Raw genomic sequence first — 22,402 nt, 5'->3', positions numbered from 1 at the left:
GCTTACCCATCCGCCGCTTGGAAATGTGCCAACTGATCAGCATGTGCTTTGACAAAGGCAGGGCGGGCCTCGCCGCGTTCTTTTAAGGCGCGGCAGTTCGGGTAGGCGTTGAGGCCATCAAATCGATCAACCAAGCGCAGCACATCAACCATCAAAATGTCGGCGATGGAAAATTGGTCAGTGAGCCAATGTTTCTCGCCGATGAAACTTTCAAGGTGGGTCAGGCGATTACCAAGGAAATTATCGAACATGCCAAAGCCAGATTGATCATTGTCGGTGCCGGAAAATTTGAACAGAGACCATGGCACGCTGGCCATCTCCATGGAGTTGAGGGCGCCAAACACCCATTGGGTAACGGTGAAGCGATCGGCTTGATTGCTTGGCATCAAATGCTCACTCTGCTCGCCCAAATAGAGCAGGGCAGCACCGCTTTCGAAAATGGTTTGGCCATTGTGCGTCAGCCAGGGGATTTGGCCAAAAGGATGTTTGGCGAAATGCTCCGGGCCACGATCATGAAAGGGTGTGCTTTCAACGCGGTAAGGCAGTTGGGCTTCTTCCATTGCCCAACGCAACCGCAAATCACGAACATATCCGCGCGGCAATTCTGGCACCCAATCATAAGTGGTGATGATAAATTCTGACATGCCGCCCTCCCATAAACGAATGACTTAGGGCTGACAGCTATGGGCAGACGCGTCAACCCTCCGAGGCCGCGTTAAATCTATTGCATCGCTGGGCGAACATTTCTAAATTGCTGAACATATTGTTTTAGGGGGATAAAATGCTCTGGCTGATCTTAGGCTTAATCTTGTTTTTAGGTGTTCACTCGGCACGCATGTTGGTGCCTGATTTTCGGGAAAAATTCATCGCCAAGCGCGGCGAGATGACATGGAAAGGGCTTTATGCTGCCGAATCCCTGATCGGCTTCGCCCTGATCGTTTGGGGCTATGGCCAGGCGCGCATGGATCCGGTGATCATTTATGAAACACCATATTTCTTCCGCCACATCGCCCACGGCCTGATGCTGCTCGCCTTTATCGCTTTGGCAGCCACCTATGTGCCAGCCGGTAAGATCAAAGCGGCGCTGAAACACCCGATGATCCTTTCCGTCAAAATCTGGGCCTTCGCCCACCTTTTGGTGAATGGCGATCTGGCGTCGATCATCCTGTTTTGGAGCTTTTTAGGCTGGGCCGTTTGGAACCGCATCAATTTGAAGCGCCGGGGCGCACCGAACCCGGTTGCCGGGCCAGTGACCAATGACGTGATTGCTGTTGTGGTTGGCGGCGTGGCCTTCGCCCTGTTCGCATTCTGGGGCCATGGGGCGCTGATTGGCGTGCCGTTGTTCTAACAAATATCTGCTGCGGACTGAATTAGTCAGCAATGATTTTCATGGCCTGATCGCGGATTGCGGTCAGGCATGAACGATCAAATACACCGCGGGCCAGAACGCGCAGACCGACGACAAGGGCAAGCAGCGATTTTGCCGCTACCTGTGCGTCTACCATTTGGGAAATTGTGCCTTGCTGGTGACCTCGTTTCACGCATGTTTCAAAAAATTGCTCGAACTCTAAAAGCGCGGCTTTCACCATTTTCTGCACGTCTGGATCATGGTTTGGCAGATCGAGCGCAGTGTTGACCAGAAGGCAACCTTTGCGTTGGCTGTCGGCCTCACTTTCTTCAATCATACGGTCAAACAAAGCCATGATCGCCGCCTTGGGATCGTCTATGGCGCCCATTTCAGTCAATAATCGCTGGCGGTACAGGCGATCATATTGCAGCAGCGAGCGGATGAACAAATCCTTCTTGCTGCCGAAGGCGTTGTAGAGGCTCCCCTTATTGACCTCCATCGCATTCACCAAATCGGTGATCGATGTGGCTTCATAGCCTTTTGCCCAAAAAACCTCTGTGGCTTTTGAGGTGGCTTCATCTAAGTCAAAATTCTTCTTCCAGGGCATGGCACGGCATTCCGGATCATTAATCGCTCTGCACACCATAGTTTTTTTATACCGATCATTCAACACAAAGGCGGTTTGGGTGAAGCCCCGGCGAGGGTGGGTAAAAAAAATCTTTGGAGAAAGCAGTAAAATCAACGTGATGTGCGCTTCTCAAATTTTGTGTTGACCGATCGGTATAAACTTTGCAGATTGTTTGTACTGATTGGTATAAACAATCGATCAGCTTAGAAACGCATCAAAGGAATAAGCCCATGACTGATTTTCGCACTTACGACGCATCCACAGCGCCCTCAGCTTCAAAACCCCTGCTTGAGAAAGCAAAAGCCGCCTATGGCTTTGTGCCCAACCTTTTGGGCACCATGGCTGAAGCACCTGCGATCCTTGAAGGCTATATGACGCTGTCTGGCATCTTCGACAAAACTGATTTCTCTGAAACCGAACGTCAGATTATCTTGATGACCAACAATCGGTTGAATGGCTGCGAATATTGCATGGCGGCGCACACATCGATTTCTCAAATGGCGAAAGTGCCGGCTGACATTATTGAAGCTTTGCGCACAAACACGCCCATCGCCGATGCCAAACTAGAAGCCTTGCGCACCTTCGCGGGCGTGATCAATGAGCGTCGTGGTTGGCCTTCTGATGCCGAAATTGAAGCTTTCCTTGCTGCTGGTTACACGCGGCAGCACGTTTTGGAAGTTATTCTCGGCACCAGCCTCAAAGTGATGTCCAACTACACAAATCATATTGCGCAAACAGAAATCGATAAGGCCTTTGCGCCTAACGCTTGGTCGGCAGATCAAGCCAATGCGGCATAATTGACAAAGCACCTTTATCAGGATGTTCTGGAAAATTATTGATCACAATAACGTCGCTGGAACAGAACACGGTAATTTGGGAGCCCGGTCCTTTGGATCGGGCACCATCTAGCCCACCATAACAGGAGAGCACTATGCTACTCGATACACCCATTTGCGACTTTGGCTGGCAAGCGCCTGAATTTACGCTCAAAGACCCGCACGGGAAGAGCTTCACCATGTCTGAACATCTGGGCGAGAAAGGCTTGTTGGTTGCATTTATCTGCAATCACTGCCCCTATGTGCATGCGATTGGCGAGCGGTTGGCCGCCGATGCAAAAGAATTACAGGGCGAGGGGATCAATGTGTTGGCGGTGATGTCAAACGACTATCAATATACTCCCGCCGACAGCCCCCCAAATATGATAAAATTCGCCAACCATTTCGGATTTAATTTTCCCTATTTGGTCGATGAAACACAGGAAGTTGGCCGCGCCTATGGCGCTGTGTGTACGCCGGATTTCTTTGGTCTCAACAAAGATGGCAAACTTCAATATCGCGGCCGTTTAGATGATGCACGCATGGGGAACCCAGCAGGACGCACCAAAGAACTGGTCAATGCCATGAAGCTAATTGCCAAAACAGGAAAAGGGCCGCAGGAACAAGTCCCATCAATGGGGTGTTCGATTAAGTGGAGAGAAGTCGTTCCTGGTCATTAGGTAACAGAAGAGCCGCTGAAATCACTGTGTGTCTATCAATGCCCGTTTGTTGCGGTGCAGGAGAGCGGTAAAGAGCGTTTGATCAAAATGCGTAGCAGTAAATCTTACGGCTAAGAATAGGTCGTGTCCAAGAGCAGTCGGTTTACGGTTGCAAATGTTCTCTATATGTTCCAAGTTGACTTAGCCGCTGAATTTTTAGGAGGGGATGATGGATCAGGAGGCGAAGTTCGACATTTTTAAGTCGTTACACAACAGAACCGAGGCGTTCATTATGCCAAACCCTTGGAATGCAGGTTCGGCACGGCTGCTTGCCAGCATGGGGTTTGAAGCCATGGCAACGACCAGCGCTGGTTATGCCTTTTCTATTGGCAAGCGAGATTCTTTTGCCGGACTAAGCCGCGACGAGCTTATTGCGAACGCGACCGAAGTTGTTAGAGCTTGCGATATTCCAGTGTCTGCAGATTTAGAGGATGGATTTGGTGATCAGCCCGAAATCTGCGCGGAAACTGTTTGCATTGCATCTGAAATCGGCTTGGTTGGCGGTTCCATTGAGGATGCCACTGGCAATCCCGATGAGCCGATTTTTGAATTTGATTTGGCAGTCGCACGCATTCGTGCTGCTGCGGAAGCTGCGTCGGGACTTCCTTTTCTGTTAACCGCCCGCGCAGAGAATTACCTCTGGGGTCGGCCCAACCTCAAGGATACAATATCGCGCCTGCAGGCTTTCTCGGAGGCCGGGGCTGATGTGCTCTATGCCCCGGTTTGCCGGACATTGAGGCCATCCGAACCGTGTGCAGCGAAGTTGATAAACCGGTGAATGTTGTAATGGGACTTAAAGGTCAGAGCTATACTGTTGAAGAACTATCTGAAGCAGGGGTTAGCCGTATTAGTGTCGGCGGTTCCTTTGCTAGGGCTGCATATGGTGCGCTTAAGCGTGCGGCTGAGGAAGTCAGGGACAAGGGCACATTCACTTACGCTTCGGCTGCTATTCCGGATGCTGTTTTGGCCGGCCTCATGTCGCAAGAGCAATATTCAGGGCGAAAGTGACTGTAATTATATCCATTGCAACATGGACATGCGCCTAACTTGACTATCTGCTTTTGGCACAACATGACGAACTCGATCATTGAGGCGGATTGCTAGAAAGTTTGGGGCGTCGCCTGCCAAGATGATCTAACTCCTCCGCGCGTTTCCCCGCGCGCCCAATATATTCAACAGTGCTCCGCTTGCCGTTGTCATCCTCAATCGTGATGAAATAGCTGACCTCTGTCCTGTGTAAAACGAAGCGAGCTAGAAACGCTTTGTATTCAGACGCATGAACACCGTGCTTCTCACAAAATTGGGGGAACGCATTTTTCAGCAATGGCAAAGCCTGCTCGACTTCCCCATTCTTGATCGCACCGTCAACCTCGCCGGTCAAAAAGTCCGCTGTGATAACACCCTCTTTGTTTGCTGCCGCCTCTGCAAAGATATCTGAAAGAAGAAGACGATTTGGAACAACAAAACTAACGCCACCTGCCAGCGAGGCGGCGTAATTGTGGGCAACGCTATGAAGCTTTTTGTGTCTCATTTGTGAATACTAAACTGGTGCAAAAATGGCAGTGAAGCCACATCGCTCTCGTCAGGTCAACATGAACCTCACTCATTCCCCTCAGCGCACCGAATACAAAATCCTGCTGCAGGGTCGACTTCTAATCGCCGTTTCGCGATCGGGTCGCCGCAGCTGTCGCAATAGCCATAGTCGCCATTTTGCAGGCGGGTGAGGGCCATCTCGATGCGTGTGAGTTCACGTTGGCGTTGGCGTTTTTGAGCTTGGGCCATGGCTTGGCCCTGAAGGGCATCCATGCGGGAAAGGCGGCCAACGGATTGTTGGTCCAGCTCCACCGCTTTGCGGGCCTCTTCGCCCAGCGCATCGATGGCTTGCAATTCTTGTTGCTTTGCTAGCAAAACAGCTTTAAAGCCGTCCACTTCTTGCTCAGTCAATTCATCCATAAGCTGCTGATTTTAACTGCTTTCAGAAAAAATCAAAAGGGGAGTGAATTTTCAGCGCATTTTGCTTGAGATAAATTGCATTTTTGTTTGCATCACACTATGGTGCAGCACTCAAATACGCCCGGAATAAAGAGCCAAACTATGTCAGACGAAATTTTTCACGAAGTAGACGAAGATTTGCGGAATGAACGCATGCGCAGACTATGGAGCCAATTTGGCCCATGGATCATTGGCGCGGCGGTTGTGATCGTGCTGATTGTTGCGGGCAACGAGGCATGGCGCTGGTGGCAAAGCTCACAGCAAAATGCATCTGCTGAGCAATTTGTGGCGGCACTCGACCAAGTGGAAGAGGGCAATTATGACGAGGGCATTGCAGCCCTTAATGAAATTGAAGCCAATGGCGCGGGCAATTACCCGGCTTTGGCAAGCTTCCGCGAAGCAGCGGCTTTGGCGCAGCAAGGCAAAATTGACGAGGCGGTTGCCGCCTATGACGCCATTGCCACAAGCCAAGGCGACCAGCGTTTGCGCGAATTGTCATCGCTTTTCGCAGCTTATTTGCTGGTGGATGGCGGCGACCCATTGGCCGTGAGCCAGCGGGTTGGCGACTTGCAAGTGGATGGCCATCCATTGCGCAATGCGGCACGTGAAGCTTTGGGCTTGACCTACTATCAGGCTGGCCAGTTCGCCGAAGCATTGAACCAGTTTGAAGCTGTGGCAAACGACCCGGCAGCACCGCGCAATTTGGCCCAACGTGTTGGCCTATATCTGGCACAGCTTGAATCTCAAGGCGTGGCAGAAGAAGCGGCCCCAGCGGCAGAGGAAGCAGCACCGGCTGAAACGGAAGCTGCCCCAAGCGAATAAGCGGCGTTTCCGCGATAATATTTAGGCTATTGGAGCCAACAAAATGAGTGTATCTGTTGCGATCGTTGGGCGGCCCAATGTCGGCAAATCGACATTGTTCAACCGTCTGGTGGGCAAAAAGCTAGCGCTGGTGGACGATTCGCCAGGCGTAACCCGCGACCGGCGCGAAGGCACTGGTCGCATTGGCGATCTCACCTTCAATTTGATCGACACCGCAGGCTATGAAGATGCCGATGATGGCAGCTTGGAAGCACGCATGCGCCAGCAAACGGAAGAAGCGATCCGCGTTGCAGACGTGATTTTGTTCATGATCGACGCGCGCGCTGGCGTGACACCGATGGACGAACATTTCGCCCGCTTGCTGCGCAAGGCCGACAAAAAGGTCACGCTGGTGGCCAACAAATATGAAGGTCAATTGGCGGATGCGGGGCTTTATGAAGCCTTCAAACTGGGCTTTGGCGAACCTATCGCCCTTTCTGCCGAACATGGCATGGGCCTGGCCGACCTCTACAACATTGTGGCGACAGCGATTGAAGAAGCGGCAGAAGATTTGAAAGAGGGCGAAGCTGAATTTGAGGCGGCGGTGGCCAACCTTGATGAAAGCATGATGCCGGAAATCAATGTCGATTTGGAAGAAGACGGCAAAGGGGTTGAAGACGGCAAGGGCACCTATGACCCGAACCGCTTCCTGAACGTGGCCATTGTGGGGCGTCCAAATGCGGGTAAATCAACGCTGATCAACAAAATGGTTGGCGCTGAGCGCGTTTTGACGGGCCCGGAAGCGGGCATCACACGCGACGCAATCATGGTGCCTTGGGATTGGCATGGCCGGACCATCAATTTGGTGGACACGGCAGGCATTCGCAAAAAATCGAAAGTGCAGCAAAAGCTGGAAAAACTTTCTGTGGCCGATGCACTGCGCTCGATCCAATATGCCGAAATCGTGGTGCTGATGCTGGATGCAACAATCCCGTTTGAAAAGCAGGATTTGCAGCTTGCGGACTTGGTGGAACGCGAAGGCCGCGCCATCGTGATCGCGCTGAACAAATGGGACCTTGTGAAAAACAAGCAGGAACATTTGCGCGAAATGAAAGAGGCGTGCGAGCGCCTGTTGCCACAGCTTAAAGGCGTGCCCTTGGTGACCCTTTCTGGCTTGCGCGGCAAGAATATTGACCGCTTGATGGAAGCGGTGCTGAAAGTGGAAAAGACTTGGAATTCAAGGATTTCCACCGCACGTTTGAATCGATGGTTGACCGGCATGACCGAAAGCCATCCGCCCCCAGCCGTGTCTGGTCGTCGCATCAAACTGCGCTATATGACCCAAGCCAAAACACGGCCACCAAGCTTTATTATTTTCTGCTCGCGCCCAGATGCGCTGCCGAAATCTTATGAGCGCTATTTGGTGAAGGGCCTGCGCGAAACCTTTGGTCTTGAAGGCGTGCCGATCCGGCTTTGGATTCGGGGTGGGGACAACCCATATCACGACAAAGACAAAGTGAAGCGATAAGCAAAATTGGGATCGTGAAAGGTTGGGTATGATAACGGAACGGATTACGGACCCAACCGATGCGATTGACGCGCAGCAGATCGAAACCGCATTTGCTACAGGCCATGGCGTGACCATTCAGTTCAGCCATGATTGCTATACGCCTGAGCAGTTGCGCGAGATTGATCAACTTTGCCAACAGCACGGCAGCAAGATTGAGGTGCGGTTTTTTGCGCACGATATTGAGCCGTTTGATGCGTCGATCCTATCCGCGCTCCCCAATGTGAAATGGCTGACACTTGGCGCAATGGAAGAGGTGAGGGGCATCGACACGATTGCCCGCTTGCCAAAGCTTGAACAACTGTCGATCGATATCAGCGCGCTGAACGATCCCGCTTTTATCGACAGCTTGCCGCTGGAGCAATTGACCCGTCTTTCTGTTGCAGGAAACCAAAAGCGAAATTTTGACCTGGCAACGCTGGCCCGCGCGCAAAATCTGCAAGATCTCTTTATTCAGGGGCACACCAAAAACATTGAAATTATTGGCGACTTGCCGAACCTAGCCTCGCTTGGACTTAGTTCGATGCCAAACCGTCAAAGCCTAGATTTTGTGAATAAGATTCAAGGGTTGAAATCGCTGCTGCTGATCATAGGCGGTCGAACATCAATCGATGATGTGCAGAACGAGACGCTTGAAGAGCTGCGCATTATTCGAGTGCGGGGACTGGACAGCCTAGGCGATCTTGCACGCTTCCACGCTTTGCGCAAATTGCAGGTGGAAGACCAACTTCAACTCAAGGCGTTGTCGCTTGATGGCGTTGACTTGCACGAACTCACCGTTCTGAATTGCAAAAACCTAGCCGAGATCACCGGACTGGAAGATCAGCGTAATCTGCAGCTCTTCCGGGTCGGCAGAACCGGGTTGGATTTAGATGGATTGGCCAATTTGTCTTGGCCTGAAACCATAACCCAGCTCGACTTAAACTAGATTTGCTTATGCCTTTTGAACAAAGGCTGCAGCGAGGCCGCTGCTGATCAAGCCGAGGGCGGCGCCATATTTTAGGGTGATCTGGCCCGCGTGGTTTTCAAACAGCATGCGGCTATATCCGGCCAAAATGGCGCAAATGGCAAAAATGCCAAAGACCAAAGACATAAACAGCGGCACGAGCACCATCAATTGGGCAATAACATCGGCGCGATGATCAATAAATTGCGGGAAGAAGGCAACGAAGAAGCCAATGGCTTTTGGGTTGAGGGCCGTGATGGCAAACCCTTGCGTGAAGGGCGCCTGCACCTTCTGATTGGTTTCCAGCTTGATTTCGCTGGGCGCACGCAATTGCTTGATGCCCAGATAGATCAAGTAGGCGACGCCCGCCCATTTCACAATGCTGAACAACATGGCAGAGCCTTGCAGCACCGCGCCAAGCCCAAGCAGGGAAATGGTGAGCAACACCGCATCGGCTGCCAACACACCCAATGTGAATTTCAAGCCTGCCAGCGTGCCCTGCCGCAAACTTACGACGAGCAGCAACAAAATAGAGGGGCCGGGCACGATGGTGATCAAAATCACCGCAATGATAAAACCAATCAGCATAATAAACTCCGCAATATGAGTTACATTAGGCCATGAAGACAAAATCAATGAAAGTGATAATTATCAATGGAGCTATTCATTCCATTGATGGATTGTGCTTGACCAAATTGTCATGTCGGATTAGCGTGAGCCGCTAACCACGAATAGAGCTTCACCATGACCACTGTTTCTTTGATCGCTTATTGCATCGCGCTTGCGATTGCTGTTGCCATTCCCGGCCCGGGTATTATGGCCCTGTTGGGCACTGCGCTAGGGCGCGGATTTAAACCTGCTTTTGCCATGCTGATCGGCATTACCTTTGGCGATCTAACATGGCTGACGCTCGCCATTCTTGGCCTCGCTGCCGTGAGTGAGCTTTATGCTGACGCCTTCTTGGTCGCCAAATTTATTGGCGCAGCCTATCTGCTTTATCTTGCCTATAAATTCTGGATGAGCAGCGATGCGCCGAAAAAGACCGAGGTGGTCAACAAACGGGGTATCTTCGCGCTGGCGCTAAATGGCTATATTATTTGTCTGAGCAACCCCAAGCCAATCTTGTTTTACTTGGCGTTGGCCCCGGTGCTGCTGGATATGAGCGCAATCACGCTTTCAGACTATTTCGTGATTTTAGGCTGTACCGCAGCGATTTTGCTGCTGGTTGCCGTGCCTTATCTGTTGCTGGCCGCTGGCGCGCGTGAGTGGCTGTCATCGACCCGCGTTTACAAATGGATGAACCGTTCCGCCGCCGTGATCATCGGCGCCGCAGCATTGGCCATCGGCTTCCGGGCGCATTAAATGCGCGTGCATGTGGAATGGGGGGCAAAAGCGTTAGAGCAGGCAACGGGCACCGCAATCATTGTGGATTGCTTGAGCTTTTCGACCGCTTTGTCTGTCGCCTGCACGCGCGGAGCGAATATTTTTCCGTTTGGCACATATGAGGGCGGCAAGAAGCTAGCCGCATGTCTCTCCATTGACTGTGTCGGCAAACGCAAGGAGCAGGGGCTTTCACTTTCTCCACCCACATTAGATGCGGTGAAGCCGGGGCAAGAGTTTGTTTTGCCATCACCAAATGGTTCAAACCTATCAACCTTATCCAAGGCGAAATACACTTTTGTGGGTGCATTGCGCAATGCGCAGGCGGCGGCCAATGCAGCTACGGAGATGGGCGAGGATATTGTGATTGTGGCTGCAGGTGAGCGCTGGCATGGCGATGGCAGCTTACGACCCGCATTTGAGGATCAACTTGCCGCTGGCGCGATTGCGTCTTTTCTCACTGGCCATAAATCATCAGAAGCCGACGCTGCTATTGCCATTTTCAAAGCGTTTGAGGATGACTTGCTGGGCGCGCTACTGGGTTGCGAGTCAGGAAAAGAATTGGCCGAACGTGACTTCCAACAAGATGTGGAATGGGCGAGCCAATTGAATGTGACTGAGTGTGTGCCGCGATTGCAGACACTTGAACTGACTTATGAAGATATAGGCATGAAAGCTGCAGATATGCCCTGCGATATGAGCCCGAACGAAAAGATCCGGTTTTACTCAAGTTCGCAATTATAGAAGCCGCGGATCAAATCAATACGTCCCCCAGCGTCTAGGCAAGCATCGACAACGAGCCATCGTTCTAAATGCATACCAAGCCAAATGCCGAGTGCCACAAGGGCAAAGCCACCAACGATGATCACGACTTTTCGGTTCACAACGGTGAAACCTTGCCATTGTCTTTGAGGTCAACAAACTGACCGTTTTCGGCGAAGTCAGGCGAAACTAGATCGATGAATTTCGGCGCAATCTCACGTGGATGTGGAATTGTATCCGGATCTTCGCCAGGCACAGCTTTGGCGCGCATTTGGGTGCGGGTGGGGCCGGGATTGACCACATTGATGTTCAATTTGGTGTTTGCATTTTCGCCCGCATAAGACTTGGCCATGGCGTTCAACGCCGCTTTGGTGGCGGCGTAAAGGCCCCAATAGGGCTTGCAGCTATAGGCTGAGCTCGATGACACAAACACAATGCGGCCCGCGTCTGACTGTTTCAACAAAGGCTCCAACGAGCGCACCAAACGGAAATTTGAAATCACGTTCAGGTCGAATACTTTCTTGACCTCTTTCGGGTCCAAATGGCTCACCGGGCTGATGGCGCCGAGCATGCCTGCATTGGCCAAAAGACCGTCCAACTTGCCCCAGCGCTCAAAAATAGCGCGGCCCATGCGGTCAATCGCATCGCCGTCCGTCAAATCCATCGGCACCAATGTGGCTGTACCGCCTGCGGCTTGGATTTCATCATCCAAATCTTCCAAACCGCCAACAGTGCGGGCAATGGCGATCACATGCGCACCGCGCTTCGCTGCTTCAATCGCACTGAAATAGCCAATACCGCGAGAGGCCCCTGTGACCACAATCACACGGCCAGCCAGATCTTGTTGTTCTGTCATGGATTATCCTGCCTCTCTGAGCATAGAGCGTTGTTTAATATTGCCTTTTTCCGCTTCTAAATCCACAAGACGAGTTGGGTATTCGCCAGTGAAATAATGATCAGTGAATTGCGGATTTTTCGGGTCGCGTTCAACGCCGCCCACGGCATTATAAAGACCATCAACCGACAAGAAATGCAGGCTGTCGCAGCCGATAAATTTGCACATCTCATCATGGTCAACATATTGATTTGCCAGCAATTTTGATGGGTCTGGCGTGTCGATACCATAATAATCAGAATGGGTGATCTTAGGGCTGGATACGCACAAATGCACTTCTTTGGCCCCAGCGTCACGCACCATCTGCACAATCTTCACCGAGGTGGTGCCGCGCACAACTGAATCATCTACCAAAATAACGCGTTTGCCATCCAATTGGCCCCGGTTGGCCGAATGTTTCAACTTTACGCCGAAAGCGCGAATTTGTTGGCTCGGCTCAATAAAGGTACGGCCCACATAATGGTTGCGGATAATGCCCAATTCAAACGGAATGCCGCTTTCCTGCGCATAACCAATCGCCGCTGGGGTACCGCCATCCGGGATCGGCACAACCACATCCGCATCCACTTTTGCTTCGCGGGCGAGGTTGATGCCCATATTTTTGCGGACATTGTAAACTGAACGGCCAGAGACAATGCTGTCTGGACGGGCGAAATACACATATTCGAACAGGCACATGCGCTCCGGCTTTTCGCCAAATGGCATGGAGGATTCGATGGTGACTTCACCATTTGCTTGGCGTTCGCAGATGATCACTTCGCCATTTTTAATGTCGCGGACAAATTTCGCGCCAATAATATCCAAGGCACAAGTTTCTGATGCCAAAATTGGCGAGCCATTCAAATCACCAAGCACCAGTGGGCGAATGCCGTTCGGGTCACGCGCACCGATCAATTTGGTACGGGTGAGGGCGATCAAGGCGTAGCCGCCTTCCATTTGGCCAATCGCATCAATAAAGCGGTCTGATGACCGTTCTTTCTGAGACCGGGCGATCAAATGCAACACCACTTCTGAGTCAGAAGTGGATTGGCAGATTGCGCCGTCTTTAATGATCTCTTTGCGCAATTTGAGGGCGTTGGTGAAGTTGCCATTGTGGGCAACAGCAATGCCGCCTGCGCTCAATTCAGCAAACAGCGGCTGCACATTGCGCAGAGCGGTTTCACCAGTTGTGGAATAGCGCACATGGCCGATTGCGGCTTTGCCCGGCAATTTTTCAAGGGTTGCAGCGTCGGTATAATGGTCACCAACAAGGCCCATATGGCGCTCTGAGCGGAATTGTTCGCCATCAAAGGTAACGATGCCCGCTGCTTCTTGCCCGCGGTGCTGCAAAGCATGAAGGCCGAGCGCAGTGAGGGCGGCGGCGTCCGTTTGCCCTAATATGCCGAATATCCCACATTCCTCACGCAACGTATCTCCATCAAGATCGAACTCATTGGTGTCATCTTGGTTCCCGGTGTGACCGGTAGCGTGTGGTGCGTGCATCAGCATTCCCGCCTATAAAGTGAAAGGGGTTACCATATGTTTCGGCTCATTACGCCGCTCTTGGGTGAGAGTCAACTGGCCTCACCCCGAACACAGTTCAACAATTAGGCGAACGATGCCCTTAAGTTGTGCTGGTGCTCAATTCTTCTTCAAGCTGATCAGTGCCTTCAGTGACCGGCACTTCCTGTTCTGGCGCGCTGCTGCCGCGCAAGAAATCTGTGACCATTTCTTCAACATTGTCCGGCAATGCTGCAATCAAATCATCCCCAAAAGATGTGAGCATGGGCAGCGTTTTGCTGTCGGCCGCAAAGCGTTGCAACTCGCTGGCAAACAACCATTGGCCGAAAATCAACAGAACAACCGCGATCAACACACCGCGCACACCGCCAAACACAAAGCCAAGCGAGCGATCCAAAGGACCGATCTTGCTGTCGCTCACCAAATCGGCAATCCACATGGTCAAAAGATGCAGAACGATCAACGCGATAATGAAGCTGGCCAGAACGGTGACAATGTCGGCAACGGTTGGATCTGCCACATAGCTGCGCGCCAATTCAGGATTGTTGGCATACATCCACCAAGCAAAAACCGCAGAGCCACCCCAAGTGACCAATGAAAGCACTTCGCGCGTCAATCCGCGCATAGTGGCCAAAAGCGCCGAGATCAACACAAGAACGCCAACGATAATATCAAAGGTGGTGATCATAAATATATCCCTTTTGAACCACTTTGTGCTTCATTTACCCTTTATCGGCCAGCCTGCCAAGACTTAGCCGCGAATTAAAATAAACTTGGCGCAGCCTGTTGCTAAACAGGCTCACGCTGTGGATTTGCCCGGCCTTTGCTGGCGATTTGCGCCACCAGATCTGCCAATTGCTTATGGCTGCCCAGCTGCATATTCAGCCCTTTATCCACATCTTTCAATTGTGCCGTGTGGGCGATGTTGAAGCCAAGCTTTTGCGCCTCTTTTAACCGCGTGCCAGCATGAGACACAGGGCGCACGCCACCAGAAAGGCTAACCTCACCAAAATAAACCGCATCCGCTGGAAGCGGTGCGTTGGTGAGCGAGGAAACAAGCGCAGCCGCAACGGCCAAATCCGCTGCGGGCTCTGCGATCTTAAGGCCGCCGGCCACATTCAGATAAATATCATTGGCGCCTATACGCACGCCGCAATGAGTTTCAAGCACTGCAAGCACCATGGAGAGGCGTGCATTATCCCATCCGACAACGGCGCGACGCGGCGTGCCCAAGGGAGAGGGGGAGACCAAGGCTTGGATTTCCACCAACACCGGACGCGTGCCTTCCATGCCCGCAAACACGGCAGAGCCTGTTGCGTCCTTATCCCGTTGATCAAGGAACAGGGCAGAGGGATTTGCAACTTCGCGCAAGCCCATATGGGCCATTTCAAAAACGCCAATTTCGTCTGTTGCGCCATAGCGGTTTTTCACGCCACGCAAAATGCGGAAATTGTGGCCATTGTCGCCTTCAAAATACAGCACCGCATCGACCATATGCTCAACAACACGTGGGCCAGCGATCTGCCCATCTTTGGTAACGTGTCCAACCAGCACCACCGCCGCGCCTGATTTTTTGGCAAACCGCGTCATCGCCTGAGCGCTGGTGCGCACTTGCGTCACTGTGCCGGGGGCACTGTCGATCCGATCAGTCCAAAGCGTTTGGATGGAGTCGATGATCACCAAATCTGGCTTGCCCGCCGCTTCCAGTGTCGCCAAAATGGTTTCCACATGGGTTTCACTGGCAAGCTGCACCGGGGTTTTCTCTACCCCAAGGCGAGAAGCGCGCAAACGGACTTGCGCGATGGCTTCCTCGCCAGAAATATAAACCACATTGTGGCCCTTGGCAGCCAAAGCGGCAGCGCCTTGCAGCAACAGGGTGGATTTGCCGATGCCCGGATCGCCACCCACAAGCACGGCAGAGCCCACGACAAAACCGCCGCCTGTGACTCGGTCCAATTCTGAAATGCCCGTGGTGACGCGCTTCGCATCGTCTGTTGCGCCGGTGAGCGGCACCAATTCGATAGGGCGACCAGACGCAATGGCTGATTTTGGGCCAGAGCCAACGCCCGAATTGACCTGCTCTTCAACAATGGAGTTCCACTCGCCACAGCTATCGCAGCGGCCAGCCCATTTTGATGTGACATTGCCACAGGATTGGCAAACAAATTGCGCCTTTGGCTTGGCCATTTATTCTGCGCCCCCCACATAGGAACGGCGATAACGACCCTGAAGGTCTGTCAAAATTTCATAACCAATTGTGCCGGACGCATCGGCAATATCGTCGACCGACACGTTTGGCCCCAAGATCTCCACCATTTCGCCCGGCACAGGACCGTTTGGCCCCAAATCGGTAACGTCGATGGCAGTCAAATCCATGGAGATGCGGCCCAAAACGGGCACCAATTGTCCTTTGACAGCCACGCGGGCGCCCATATGGTTGGTGGCGGAGCTGTTGGCGCGCAAAAAGCCATCACCATAGCCGATGGCGGCAATGGCAATTCGGCTATCGCGCTGCAAAGTGTAATCACCACCATAGCCAACGGTTTCGCCTGTTTTACCATCACGCACCTGCAATATCGGCACGTCCAAATTCACCACATGTGACAATGGGTTGGTGCGGCCAGAAATGGCCCGGCCGCCATAAAGCGCAATGCCCGGGCGTACCAATTGGAAATGGTTCTGCTTGGAGCCCATCAAGCCAGCAGAATTGGCCAGCGAGGCTGGAATGTCGGGGAAATGCGCCATGATCGACTGGAAAAACGCCAATTGGGTGCGGTTTTTCTCATGCGTCGGCTGATCTGCGCAGGCCAAATGACTCATGATCATTTGCGGTTGGTAGCCCGTGCGTTCCAATTGCTGACGCACCCAGCTCACATCGGAAAGCCGGAAGCCCAAACGGTTCATGCCCGTATCGAAATGCAGGCTGGACGGATAGGCTTCGCCATGTTCCACACAAAAGGCCAACCACTCCTCAAGCATAGCCATTGAATTCAGCACCGGCATCAAACGCGCTTGCGCATAGATTTCAGCGGTGCGCGGCCACAAGCCACCCAACACAAAAATATGTGCGGCGGGCAGGGCGGCACGCAGGCGCAAACCTTCTTCCGGATTGGCAACAAAGAAGAATTGCGCCCCTTCTTTAAACAGGGCCTTGGCCACTTCTTCCAACCCCAACCCATAGGCATTTGACTTCACAACGGCAGCAGTGAGGGTGCCTGGCGATATTTTATCGAGGGCAGCCCAATTGCGCGCAATCGCATTCAAATCGATGGTGAGGTGACCTGAACTCAAAAGCGAAGAAGCGGGAATGTCGGTCATATAAGGGTCCAATAGCTTTATTGCAGCACCACGGTGCCGGAAACTTTAATCCAACTGCTCTGGCAGATATTCATCTTTGGCCAAATTGCCAAAGCGCGTCAGATTCGCGTTAAAGTGTAGCTGCACTGTGCCTGTAGGACCATGCCTTTGCTTGGAAATAATCACTTCAGCGCGCCCTTCAACCTCATTCATCTTGGCTTGCCACTCAAAAAACTCAGGCGTGTTTTCCTGTGGCATCTTGCCTTTGAGGTAATATTCTTCTCGATAAACGAACAACACCACGTCCGCATCCTGCTCGATAGAACCAGATTCCCGAAGATCGGCAAGCTGTGGGCGCTTATCATCACGGGCTTCCACCTGACGGGAAAGCTGGGACAATGCGATGATGGGCACATCCAACTCTTTCGCCAGCGCTTTGAGGCTGGTGGTAATCTCGGTCAATTCTTGCACCCGGTTGGCTTGGGACTTCGAAGAGCCTGACAAAAGCTGCAAATAGTCAACGATGAGCAGGTCAACACCTTTTTGCCGCTTCAAGCGACGGGCGCGCGCAGCAAGCTGGGAGATGGCCAAGCCACCAGTATCGTCAATAAATAGCGGCGCTTTCGCCATAATATTGGACGCTTCCACCAATTTGGAGAATTGGCTTTCATGGATTTTACCACGCCGAATATCGGATGAAGAGATGCCAGACTGTTCCGCCAAAATACGCGTGGCAAGCTGTTCCGCACTCATTTCCAAGGAGAAAAAGGCGACCACACCGCCATTGGCTGGCTTGATTGTGCCGTCGGGCAACACCTCTGGCTCATAGGCCTTGGCGATATTAAACGCGATGTTGGTGGCCAACGATGTTTTACCCATCGCAGGACGCGCCGCGAGGATGATCAAGTCAGACCGCTGCAAGCCGCCCATCTTCTGGTCCATATCCAACAGACCAGTGGCAAGGCCAGAAAGTGACCCATCCCGGCGATAGGCTTCGCCCGCCATATTCACCGCTTCACGCAGGGCAGCGCTAAAATCGACAAAGCCCCCGTCCGAACGGCCTTTTTCCGCCAATTCAAACAAGGCTTTTTCAGTATTCTCAATTTGCAGAGAAGGGGGGCTGTCAAAATCAGCCGTATAGGCCTCATTCGCCAAAGTTTCACCCACAACGATCAATTTGCGGCGGATCGCCAGATCATAAATGGTCTGGCCATAATCAGCCGCGTTGATGATGGTGGTCGCATCGGCGGCCAAACGCGCCAAATATTGCGTCATGGAAAATTCAGGTGTCAAATCATCCGGCAAAAAGGTTTTAACGGTGATCGGTGTGGCACGTTTGCCTGAACGAATAATCTTGGTGCAAACAGAATAGATGTCGGCGTGAACCTGTTCGTAAAAATGCTCCGCCAACAAAAAGTCAGACACACGGTCAAACGCCTCGTTGTTCACAAGGATCGCACCCAAAAGTGCCTGTTCCGCTTCAACATTGTGTGGCGCCTGCCGATATTCCTCAGACTGCGCAACGTCGAATTTTTGTGCCGCTTCCATTTCCATACCCCTTAGCCAATTGTCCACATTACGACAATTTTGGCCAGCCTCAACTGTGAGAAATCAGTTTTTACTTCATTGCCTATTCGCTGGCCTGTGATCAATGGGGAAAATCCATCCATTGAGCAATATCCAAAGACCGTTTCTCATTGGCAACAAAAAAGGCCGGGGCAACACCCCGACCTTTAAACAATGTGCAACAAAGAAAAGCTTATTCAGCGTTTTCTTCTTCAGCCTCATCAGAAGCTTCAGCTTCTTCTGCGCCTTCTTCAGTTGCTTCTTCTTCGATTTCTTCCTCTTGAGGCTCTTCATCGAAGCTCACAACGCTCATGTCTTCGCCTTTAGCCTGACGCTCAGCTTCGTCTTGTGAACGTGCAACGTTTACAGTGATTTCAGAAATCACTTCAGCGTGCAGTGCCAAGGCAACAGTGTGCAAGCCAACAGCTTTAATTGGCGCAGCAAGTTCAACTTGTGAACGGCCAACTTTGATGTTGTCTTCAGCCAATGTGTCAGTGATGTCACGTGCAGAAACTGAACCGTAAAGAACACCAGTTTCACCAGCCTGACGGATGATGGTCACTGTTTTGCCATTTACAGATTCGGCAACAGCCATCGCTGAATCGCGACGTTCTGCGTTGCGTTTTTCAATTTCTTCACGCTCAGCTTCAAAACGGGCGCGGTTTGCTTCGTTGGCGCGCAACGCTTTACCTGATGGCAACAAGAAGTTGCGGGCAAAGCCGTCTTTAACAGTCACTTCGTCACCAATGGTGCCCAAACGACCAACGCGCTCAAGTAGGATAACTTTCATTTTATATCTCCAATGCTGTCCCGCATTTCGCGGTTAGGGGAGGTTTCCCCAACGTTCGGCGAACCGAACTTAACTTACAACGTAAGGCAAAAGGCCCAAGAAACGTGCGCGTTTAATGGCGCGAGCCAATTCACGCTGCTTTTTCGCAGAAACCGCAGTGATACGGCTTGGAACGATTTTGCCGCGCTCTGAAACATAACGCTGCAACAAACGAACATCTTTATAGTCAATCTTTGGAGCGTTGGCGCCAGAGAAAGGACATGTTTTACGACGACGCTGGAAAGGACGACGTGTTTGTGTACCTGATAGATCACGAATTGCCATGTTCAACTCTCCTTAGAAACGACGGCCGCCGCCACGACGATCATTACGATCATCACGCTTTTGCATCATTGCAGAAGGGCCTTCTTCAAGCTCGTCCACGCGAACAGTCATAAAGCGCAACAAATCTTCATTAATGCGCATTTGACGTTCCATCTCAGCAATCGCAGTTGCTGGTGCATCAATGTTCAGCAAAGTGTAGTGCGCTTTGCGGTTTTTATTCATGCGGAATGTCAATGATTTCAGACCCCAATATTCAGTTTTAGAAACTGAACCACCGTTTGAGGTGACAAGATCTGTAATTGTTTTTGTAAGCTCTTCCACTTGTGATGTGGAAATATCCTGACGTGCCAGGAAAATATGCTCGTACAATGGCATATTACTTCGCCTTTTGTTTGGTTTACACTTTCGTTCATCCGCCGGCGCAAAGCCCCTTTGAAGCCCTCAAAAGGCGTCAAAGAAATCTTACAAAGAGCGGGAACACGGGAGGCCGATACCGTTCTTGGCATCATCTGTTTGCACCGCCAAATGGCAATAACAAACAGCCCTCCGTTCAGCTCCCGGCCAAACGAACTTGGGCTACATAAAGCGGGATCAGGCAAAAAGCAAGCCTTTTGGCGGGTTTTATTGCCCTTTTAAATAACCCGCAACAACACACTTACGCACAGGCGAAATGGCTTTTGACCGAGTTTGTCCTTGCGTCTCATTCTGAGCAAACTATAAACTCCACGAAAATTTATAAGCATAAAAGGGGAGTGGCCAGCCTATGTCCACGTCAAATGTACGCCCATTGGAGAGTGAAGATAAAGAGCGCTGGTCCGAGCTTTACGCAGCCTATGCGCGCTTTTACAACTCGACCCAAAATGGCGAAATGCGTGAACAGGTCTGGACTTGGCTGATGGACGACGCCAACGAGCTGAAGGGCTTGGTGGCGTTGGATAAAAAGGGCAATGTGGTGGGCATCGCCCATTATCGCCCGTTTTTGCGCCCGCTTGCTGCTTCCAAAGGCGCATTCTTGGATGATTTGTTTGTTGACCCGTCCCACCGCGGCACCGGCGCGGCAGAGGCATTGATTGGTGAAATCAAAGCCGTGGCTGAGAAAAATGGCTGGTCCATCGTGCGTTGGGTCACCGCCGACAACAATTACCGTGCGCGCGCCGTTTATGATCGGCTGGCACGCAAAACCGATTGGCTGACATACGATATTCAGCTTTAGGGCCTAAGCCCATATTTAATTGAGAACAATCAAGTGAGGCTTGAAATATGAGTTCAACCGCATTCACCTTTCCCGGACAAGGCAGCCAAGCCGTTGGCATGGGCCAAGAGCTGGCAGAGCATTATGATGTGGCCAAAAAAGTGTTTGAAGAGGTCGATGACGCGCTGCAAACCAAATTGTCCTCCATCATGTTTGAGGGCCCAGACGAAACATTGCGTCTGACCGAAAATGCGCAACCTGCTTTGATGGCCGTTTCAATGGCGGTGATCCGCGTGCTGGAAAGCAAGGGCGTGAATGTGGGTGACGTGGCCAAATATGTGGCCGGGCACTCCTTGGGTGAATATTCAGCACTGTGCGCAGCTGGCGCACTTTCAATCGCCGACACAGCACGTTTGCTGCAAGTGCGTGGCCGCGCCATGCAACAGGCCGTGCCAGTGGGCGAGGGCGCAATGGCGGCCATTCTTGGCCTTGAATATGCTGACGTGGAAGAAGTGGTACAAGCCGCGGGACAAGGCGCTGTGGTTGAAGTGGCCAACGACAATGCACCAGGCCAAATTGTGGTTTCTGGCGCGGCATCTGCGGTGGAACGTGCCGTTGAAATGGCAAAAGCCAAAGGCGCAAAGCGCGCCATGTTGCTGCCCGTATCCGCACCTTTCCATTGCACCATGATGGGCCCCGCGGCCGAAGCAATGGAAGCCGCTTTGGCGAGCGCTGATGTGAAAGAGCCGGTGGTGCCTGTTGTATCTAACGTGCTGGCAGCGCCAATTTCTGACCCGAGTGAGATCAAAAAGCGCTTGGTTGAACAAGTGTGCGGCAAAGTGCGCTGGTCTCAATCTGTGAGCTGGATGACAGGCGAAGGCGGCATCGACACTTTGGTTGAGTTGGGCACAGGCAAAGTGCTGACTGGTTTGGCGCGACGCATCAACCGCGATGCCAACGCACTGGCCATCAACACACCCGACGATATTGAAAAATATGTAGAAAGCCTGTCATAAGGCGAAAAACTGACCCCAAAACAATAGGGAACGACTAAATGTTTGATTTGAGCGGTAAACGAGCGCTGGTAACGGGCGCAAGCGGCGGCATTGGCCGCGCCATTGCCGAAAAACTGGCTGAAGCTGGTGCAACTGTGGGCCTTTCCGGCACACGCGTGAATGTTTTGGAAGAAGTGGCCAGCGGCATTTCTGGCGACACACACATTCTGCCATGCAACCTTTCTGACACAGAAAGCGTGGACGCTTTGATTCCTTCAGCCGTGGAAGCCATGGGCGGTTTGGACATTCTGGTGAACAATGCTGGCATCACCCGCGACAATATTTTCATGCGCATGAAAGACGAAGAGTGGGATGATGTGATCGCGGTAAACTTGACCGCCGCATTCCGCCTGTCGCGCGCAGCTGTTAAGGTGATGATGAAGCAGCGCTATGGCCGCATCATCGGCATCACATCTGTTGTGGGCGTTACCGGCAATCCGGGCCAAGGCAATTATGCCGCGTCTAAAGCCGGTTTGATCGGCATGTCCAAAGCGATTGCCCAAGAGGTGGCAAGCCGCAATGTGACTGTAAACACCATCGCACCGGGCTTTATCGCCTCTGCAATGACAGACGAATTGAACGAAAAACAGCGGGAAACCATTTTGACCACAATTCCGTCAGGTCGGTTGGGTACTGCTGATGAAGTGGCTGCCGGTGCAGTGTTCTTGGCCAGTGATGAAGCATCTTACATCACCGGGCAAACCATGCACATCAATGGCGGTATGGCCATGATTTAATGGCACTTTGACCGCATTAGAGAAAATGTATCTCAATATGGTCAAATGTGGAAAAGTATGATAATGCCCCGTCCAACACGGGTCCAAA

General features: G+C 52.1%; 26 protein-coding genes and 1 pseudogene. 12 read left to right on the top strand and 15 right to left on the bottom strand.

Features of this window, described 5'->3' with window-relative positions; translation table 11 throughout:
- Window positions 1-2: 2 nt before the first annotated feature.
- The gene (locus ATL17_RS08275; protein ID WP_133572342.1) at window positions 3-644 is read right to left on the bottom strand and encodes a glutathione S-transferase family protein; all 642 of its coding nucleotides are present in this window, start codon (window positions 642-644) and stop codon (window positions 3-5) included.
- Between the two features lie 137 nt (window positions 645-781).
- On the opposite strand from ATL17_RS08275, the gene ATL17_RS08270 reads away from it, so the two are divergent.
- Window positions 782-1,348 (top strand): NnrU family protein, encoded by a 567-nt coding sequence (locus tag ATL17_RS08270; protein WP_133572341.1) that lies wholly within the window; start codon window positions 782-784, stop codon window positions 1,346-1,348.
- A 22-nt stretch (window positions 1,349-1,370) separates the two neighbouring features.
- Here ATL17_RS08270 and ATL17_RS08265 read toward each other — a convergent pair whose 3' ends face one another.
- On the bottom strand, window positions 1,371-1,955 hold the full coding sequence (locus tag ATL17_RS08265) for a TetR/AcrR family transcriptional regulator (RefSeq protein ID WP_166638954.1): 585 nt from the start codon (window positions 1,953-1,955) through the stop codon (window positions 1,371-1,373).
- A 251-nt stretch (window positions 1,956-2,206) separates the two neighbouring features.
- Between ATL17_RS08265 and ATL17_RS08260 the strand changes: the two genes are divergently transcribed.
- The 3 genes and pseudogenes from ATL17_RS08260 (at window position 2,207) to ATL17_RS08250 (ending at window position 4,518) form a co-directional block, all read left to right on the top strand.
- Window positions 2,207-2,773, top strand: a complete 567-nt coding sequence (locus ATL17_RS08260; protein ID WP_133572339.1) for a carboxymuconolactone decarboxylase family protein — start codon at window positions 2,207-2,209, stop codon at window positions 2,771-2,773.
- 134 nt (window positions 2,774-2,907) lie between these two features.
- Window positions 2,908-3,471: a thioredoxin family protein gene (locus tag ATL17_RS08255; RefSeq protein ID WP_133572338.1), complete on the top strand. Its 564-nt coding sequence runs from the start codon at window positions 2,908-2,910 to the stop codon at window positions 3,469-3,471.
- A 205-nt stretch (window positions 3,472-3,676) separates the two neighbouring features.
- A pseudogene (locus ATL17_RS08250) lies at window positions 3,677-4,518 on the top strand (isocitrate lyase/PEP mutase family protein).
- A gap of 76 nt (window positions 4,519-4,594) precedes the next feature.
- Here ATL17_RS08250 and ATL17_RS08245 read toward each other — a convergent pair.
- A complete protein-coding gene (locus ATL17_RS08245; protein WP_133572337.1) occupies window positions 4,595-5,041 on the bottom strand; it encodes a hypothetical protein in 447 nt (148 codons plus the stop codon).
- A gap of 68 nt (window positions 5,042-5,109) precedes the next feature.
- Window positions 5,110-5,463: a TraR/DksA family transcriptional regulator gene (locus ATL17_RS08240; protein WP_133572336.1), complete on the bottom strand. Its 354-nt coding sequence runs from the start codon at window positions 5,461-5,463 to the stop codon at window positions 5,110-5,112.
- A gap of 141 nt (window positions 5,464-5,604) precedes the next feature.
- Between ATL17_RS08240 and ATL17_RS08235 the strand changes: the two genes are divergently transcribed.
- From ATL17_RS08235 to ATL17_RS08225, 3 genes are read left to right on the top strand one after another with little or no spacing between them, the layout of a single operon-like run.
- On the top strand, window positions 5,605-6,324 hold the full coding sequence (locus tag ATL17_RS08235; protein WP_166638953.1) for a tetratricopeptide repeat protein: 720 nt from the start codon (window positions 5,605-5,607) through the stop codon (window positions 6,322-6,324).
- A 43-nt stretch (window positions 6,325-6,367) separates the two neighbouring features.
- Complete coding sequence (gene der, locus ATL17_RS08230) at window positions 6,368-7,831, top strand: ribosome biogenesis GTPase Der (protein WP_133572334.1); 1,464 nt, start codon at window positions 6,368-6,370, stop codon at window positions 7,829-7,831.
- A gap of 28 nt (window positions 7,832-7,859) precedes the next feature.
- Window positions 7,860-8,798, top strand: coding sequence for a leucine-rich repeat domain-containing protein (locus ATL17_RS08225; RefSeq protein ID WP_133572333.1), 939 nt, complete (start codon window positions 7,860-7,862; stop codon window positions 8,796-8,798).
- Window positions 8,799-8,804: 6 nt separating this feature from the next.
- On the opposite strand, the gene ATL17_RS08220 is transcribed toward ATL17_RS08225, so the two are convergent.
- Window positions 8,805-9,404 carry a LysE family translocator gene (locus tag ATL17_RS08220; protein ID WP_133572332.1) on the bottom strand — a complete coding sequence of 200 codons (600 nt, stop codon included), beginning with the start codon at window positions 9,402-9,404 and terminating at the stop codon, window positions 8,805-8,807.
- 156 nt (window positions 9,405-9,560) lie between these two features.
- Here ATL17_RS08220 and ATL17_RS08215 point away from each other — a divergent pair, with 156 nt between their 5' ends.
- Complete coding sequence (locus tag ATL17_RS08215) at window positions 9,561-10,178, top strand: LysE family translocator (RefSeq protein WP_133572331.1); 618 nt, start codon at window positions 9,561-9,563, stop codon at window positions 10,176-10,178.
- Window positions 10,179-10,940: a 2-phosphosulfolactate phosphatase gene (locus ATL17_RS08210; protein WP_133572330.1), complete on the top strand. Its 762-nt coding sequence runs from the start codon at window positions 10,179-10,181 to the stop codon at window positions 10,938-10,940.
- On the opposite strand, the gene ATL17_RS16905 is transcribed toward ATL17_RS08210, so the two are convergent.
- The 10 genes from ATL17_RS16905 to rpsF all read right to left on the bottom strand — a co-directional run bounded on the left by ATL17_RS16905 (window position 10,919) and on the right by rpsF (window position 19,705).
- On the bottom strand, window positions 10,919-11,080 hold the full coding sequence (locus ATL17_RS16905; RefSeq protein WP_166638952.1) for a hypothetical protein: 162 nt from the start codon (window positions 11,078-11,080) through the stop codon (window positions 10,919-10,921). The genes ATL17_RS08210 and ATL17_RS16905 overlap by 22 nt on opposite strands.
- Complete coding sequence (locus tag ATL17_RS08205) at window positions 11,077-11,814, bottom strand: SDR family NAD(P)-dependent oxidoreductase (RefSeq protein ID WP_133572329.1); 738 nt, start codon at window positions 11,812-11,814, stop codon at window positions 11,077-11,079. Before ATL17_RS08205 ends, ATL17_RS16905 begins: the two co-directional genes overlap by 4 nt.
- A gap of 3 nt (window positions 11,815-11,817) precedes the next feature.
- Complete coding sequence (gene purF, locus ATL17_RS08200; RefSeq protein ID WP_133572328.1) at window positions 11,818-13,335, bottom strand: amidophosphoribosyltransferase; 1,518 nt, start codon at window positions 13,333-13,335, stop codon at window positions 11,818-11,820.
- A gap of 121 nt (window positions 13,336-13,456) precedes the next feature.
- On the bottom strand, window positions 13,457-14,041 hold the full coding sequence (locus ATL17_RS08195) for a CvpA family protein (RefSeq protein ID WP_133572327.1): 585 nt from the start codon (window positions 14,039-14,041) through the stop codon (window positions 13,457-13,459).
- A gap of 101 nt (window positions 14,042-14,142) precedes the next feature.
- Complete coding sequence (gene radA, locus ATL17_RS08190) at window positions 14,143-15,540, bottom strand: DNA repair protein RadA (RefSeq protein ID WP_133572326.1); 1,398 nt, start codon at window positions 15,538-15,540, stop codon at window positions 14,143-14,145.
- Window positions 15,541-16,671 carry an alanine racemase gene (alr, locus tag ATL17_RS08185; protein ID WP_133572325.1) on the bottom strand — a complete coding sequence of 377 codons (1,131 nt, stop codon included), beginning with the start codon at window positions 16,669-16,671 and terminating at the stop codon, window positions 15,541-15,543.
- Window positions 16,672-16,716: 45 nt separating this feature from the next.
- Window positions 16,717-18,204, bottom strand: coding sequence for a replicative DNA helicase (locus ATL17_RS08180; RefSeq protein WP_484177338.1), 1,488 nt, complete (start codon window positions 18,202-18,204; stop codon window positions 16,717-16,719).
- 205 nt (window positions 18,205-18,409) lie between these two features.
- Window positions 18,410-19,006 carry a 50S ribosomal protein L9 gene (gene rplI / locus ATL17_RS08175; RefSeq protein ID WP_133572323.1) on the bottom strand — a complete coding sequence of 199 codons (597 nt, stop codon included), beginning with the start codon at window positions 19,004-19,006 and terminating at the stop codon, window positions 18,410-18,412.
- Between the two features lie 69 nt (window positions 19,007-19,075).
- Window positions 19,076-19,330: a 30S ribosomal protein S18 gene (rpsR, locus tag ATL17_RS08170; protein WP_255768534.1), complete on the bottom strand. Its 255-nt coding sequence runs from the start codon at window positions 19,328-19,330 to the stop codon at window positions 19,076-19,078.
- A gap of 12 nt (window positions 19,331-19,342) precedes the next feature.
- Window positions 19,343-19,705: a 30S ribosomal protein S6 gene (gene rpsF / locus ATL17_RS08165; RefSeq protein WP_133572322.1), complete on the bottom strand. Its 363-nt coding sequence runs from the start codon at window positions 19,703-19,705 to the stop codon at window positions 19,343-19,345.
- 388 nt (window positions 19,706-20,093) lie between these two features.
- On the opposite strand from rpsF, the gene ATL17_RS08160 reads away from it, so the two are divergent.
- Genes ATL17_RS08160 through fabG form a run of 3 tightly spaced genes read left to right on the top strand, consistent with a single transcriptional unit; the run spans window position 20,094 to window position 22,314 of the window.
- Entirely contained in the window at window positions 20,094-20,543 is a 450-nt protein-coding gene (locus ATL17_RS08160; RefSeq protein ID WP_133572321.1) for a GNAT family N-acetyltransferase, read from the top strand.
- A gap of 47 nt (window positions 20,544-20,590) precedes the next feature.
- Window positions 20,591-21,538, top strand: coding sequence for an ACP S-malonyltransferase (gene fabD, locus ATL17_RS08155; protein WP_133572320.1), 948 nt, complete (start codon window positions 20,591-20,593; stop codon window positions 21,536-21,538).
- Between the two features lie 38 nt (window positions 21,539-21,576).
- On the top strand, window positions 21,577-22,314 hold the full coding sequence (fabG, locus tag ATL17_RS08150; protein ID WP_133572319.1) for a 3-oxoacyl-[acyl-carrier-protein] reductase: 738 nt from the start codon (window positions 21,577-21,579) through the stop codon (window positions 22,312-22,314).
- Window positions 22,315-22,402 lie beyond the last annotated feature (88 nt).

This window comes from Maritalea mobilis (assembly GCF_004363175.1).
GTDB lineage: Bacteria > Pseudomonadota > Alphaproteobacteria > Rhizobiales > Devosiaceae > Maritalea > Maritalea mobilis.
The sequence above is the reverse complement of the archived record's forward strand: the minus strand, read 5'-3'. Positions and strand labels throughout refer to the sequence as shown.

Excerpts from the sequence above, each read along its gene's own strand:
- ATL17_RS08275 (WP_133572342.1), bottom strand. The coding sequence starts at position 644 with ATGTCAGAATTTATCATCACCACTTATGATTGGGTGCCAGAATTGCCG.
- ATL17_RS08270 (WP_133572341.1), top strand. The coding sequence starts at position 782 with ATGCTCTGGCTGATCTTAGGCTTAATCTTGTTTTTAGGTGTTCACTCG.
- ATL17_RS08265 (WP_166638954.1), bottom strand. The coding sequence starts at position 1,955 with ATGCCCTGGAAGAAGAATTTTGACTTAGATGAAGCCACCTCAAAAGCC.
- ATL17_RS08260 (WP_133572339.1), top strand. The coding sequence starts at position 2,207 with ATGACTGATTTTCGCACTTACGACGCATCCACAGCGCCCTCAGCTTCA.
- ATL17_RS08255 (WP_133572338.1), top strand. The coding sequence starts at position 2,908 with ATGCTACTCGATACACCCATTTGCGACTTTGGCTGGCAAGCGCCTGAA.
- ATL17_RS08245 (WP_133572337.1), bottom strand. The coding sequence starts at position 5,041 with ATGAGACACAAAAAGCTTCATAGCGTTGCCCACAATTACGCCGCCTCG.
- ATL17_RS08240 (WP_133572336.1), bottom strand. The coding sequence starts at position 5,463 with ATGGATGAATTGACTGAGCAAGAAGTGGACGGCTTTAAAGCTGTTTTG.
- ATL17_RS08235 (WP_166638953.1), top strand. The coding sequence starts at position 5,605 with ATGTCAGACGAAATTTTTCACGAAGTAGACGAAGATTTGCGGAATGAA.
- der (WP_133572334.1), top strand. The coding sequence starts at position 6,368 with ATGAGTGTATCTGTTGCGATCGTTGGGCGGCCCAATGTCGGCAAATCG.
- ATL17_RS08225 (WP_133572333.1), top strand. The coding sequence starts at position 7,860 with ATGATAACGGAACGGATTACGGACCCAACCGATGCGATTGACGCGCAG.
- ATL17_RS08220 (WP_133572332.1), bottom strand. The coding sequence starts at position 9,404 with ATGCTGATTGGTTTTATCATTGCGGTGATTTTGATCACCATCGTGCCC.
- ATL17_RS08215 (WP_133572331.1), top strand. The coding sequence starts at position 9,561 with ATGACCACTGTTTCTTTGATCGCTTATTGCATCGCGCTTGCGATTGCT.
- ATL17_RS08210 (WP_133572330.1), top strand. The coding sequence starts at position 10,179 with ATGCGCGTGCATGTGGAATGGGGGGCAAAAGCGTTAGAGCAGGCAACG.
- ATL17_RS08205 (WP_133572329.1), bottom strand. The coding sequence starts at position 11,814 with ATGACAGAACAACAAGATCTGGCTGGCCGTGTGATTGTGGTCACAGGG.
- purF (WP_133572328.1), bottom strand. The coding sequence starts at position 13,335 with ATGCACGCACCACACGCTACCGGTCACACCGGGAACCAAGATGACACC.
- ATL17_RS08195 (WP_133572327.1), bottom strand. The coding sequence starts at position 14,041 with ATGATCACCACCTTTGATATTATCGTTGGCGTTCTTGTGTTGATCTCG.
- radA (WP_133572326.1), bottom strand. The coding sequence starts at position 15,540 with ATGGCCAAGCCAAAGGCGCAATTTGTTTGCCAATCCTGTGGCAATGTC.
- alr (WP_133572325.1), bottom strand. The coding sequence starts at position 16,671 with ATGACCGACATTCCCGCTTCTTCGCTTTTGAGTTCAGGTCACCTCACC.
- ATL17_RS08180 (WP_484177338.1), bottom strand. The coding sequence starts at position 18,204 with ATGGAAATGGAAGCGGCACAAAAATTCGACGTTGCGCAGTCTGAGGAA.
- rplI (WP_133572323.1), bottom strand. The coding sequence starts at position 19,006 with ATGAAAGTTATCCTACTTGAGCGCGTTGGTCGTTTGGGCACCATTGGT.
- rpsR (WP_255768534.1), bottom strand. The coding sequence starts at position 19,330 with ATGGCAATTCGTGATCTATCAGGTACACAAACACGTCGTCCTTTCCAG.
- rpsF (WP_133572322.1), bottom strand. The coding sequence starts at position 19,705 with ATGCCATTGTACGAGCATATTTTCCTGGCACGTCAGGATATTTCCACA.
- ATL17_RS08160 (WP_133572321.1), top strand. The coding sequence starts at position 20,094 with ATGTCCACGTCAAATGTACGCCCATTGGAGAGTGAAGATAAAGAGCGC.
- fabD (WP_133572320.1), top strand. The coding sequence starts at position 20,591 with ATGAGTTCAACCGCATTCACCTTTCCCGGACAAGGCAGCCAAGCCGTT.
- fabG (WP_133572319.1), top strand. The coding sequence starts at position 21,577 with ATGTTTGATTTGAGCGGTAAACGAGCGCTGGTAACGGGCGCAAGCGGC.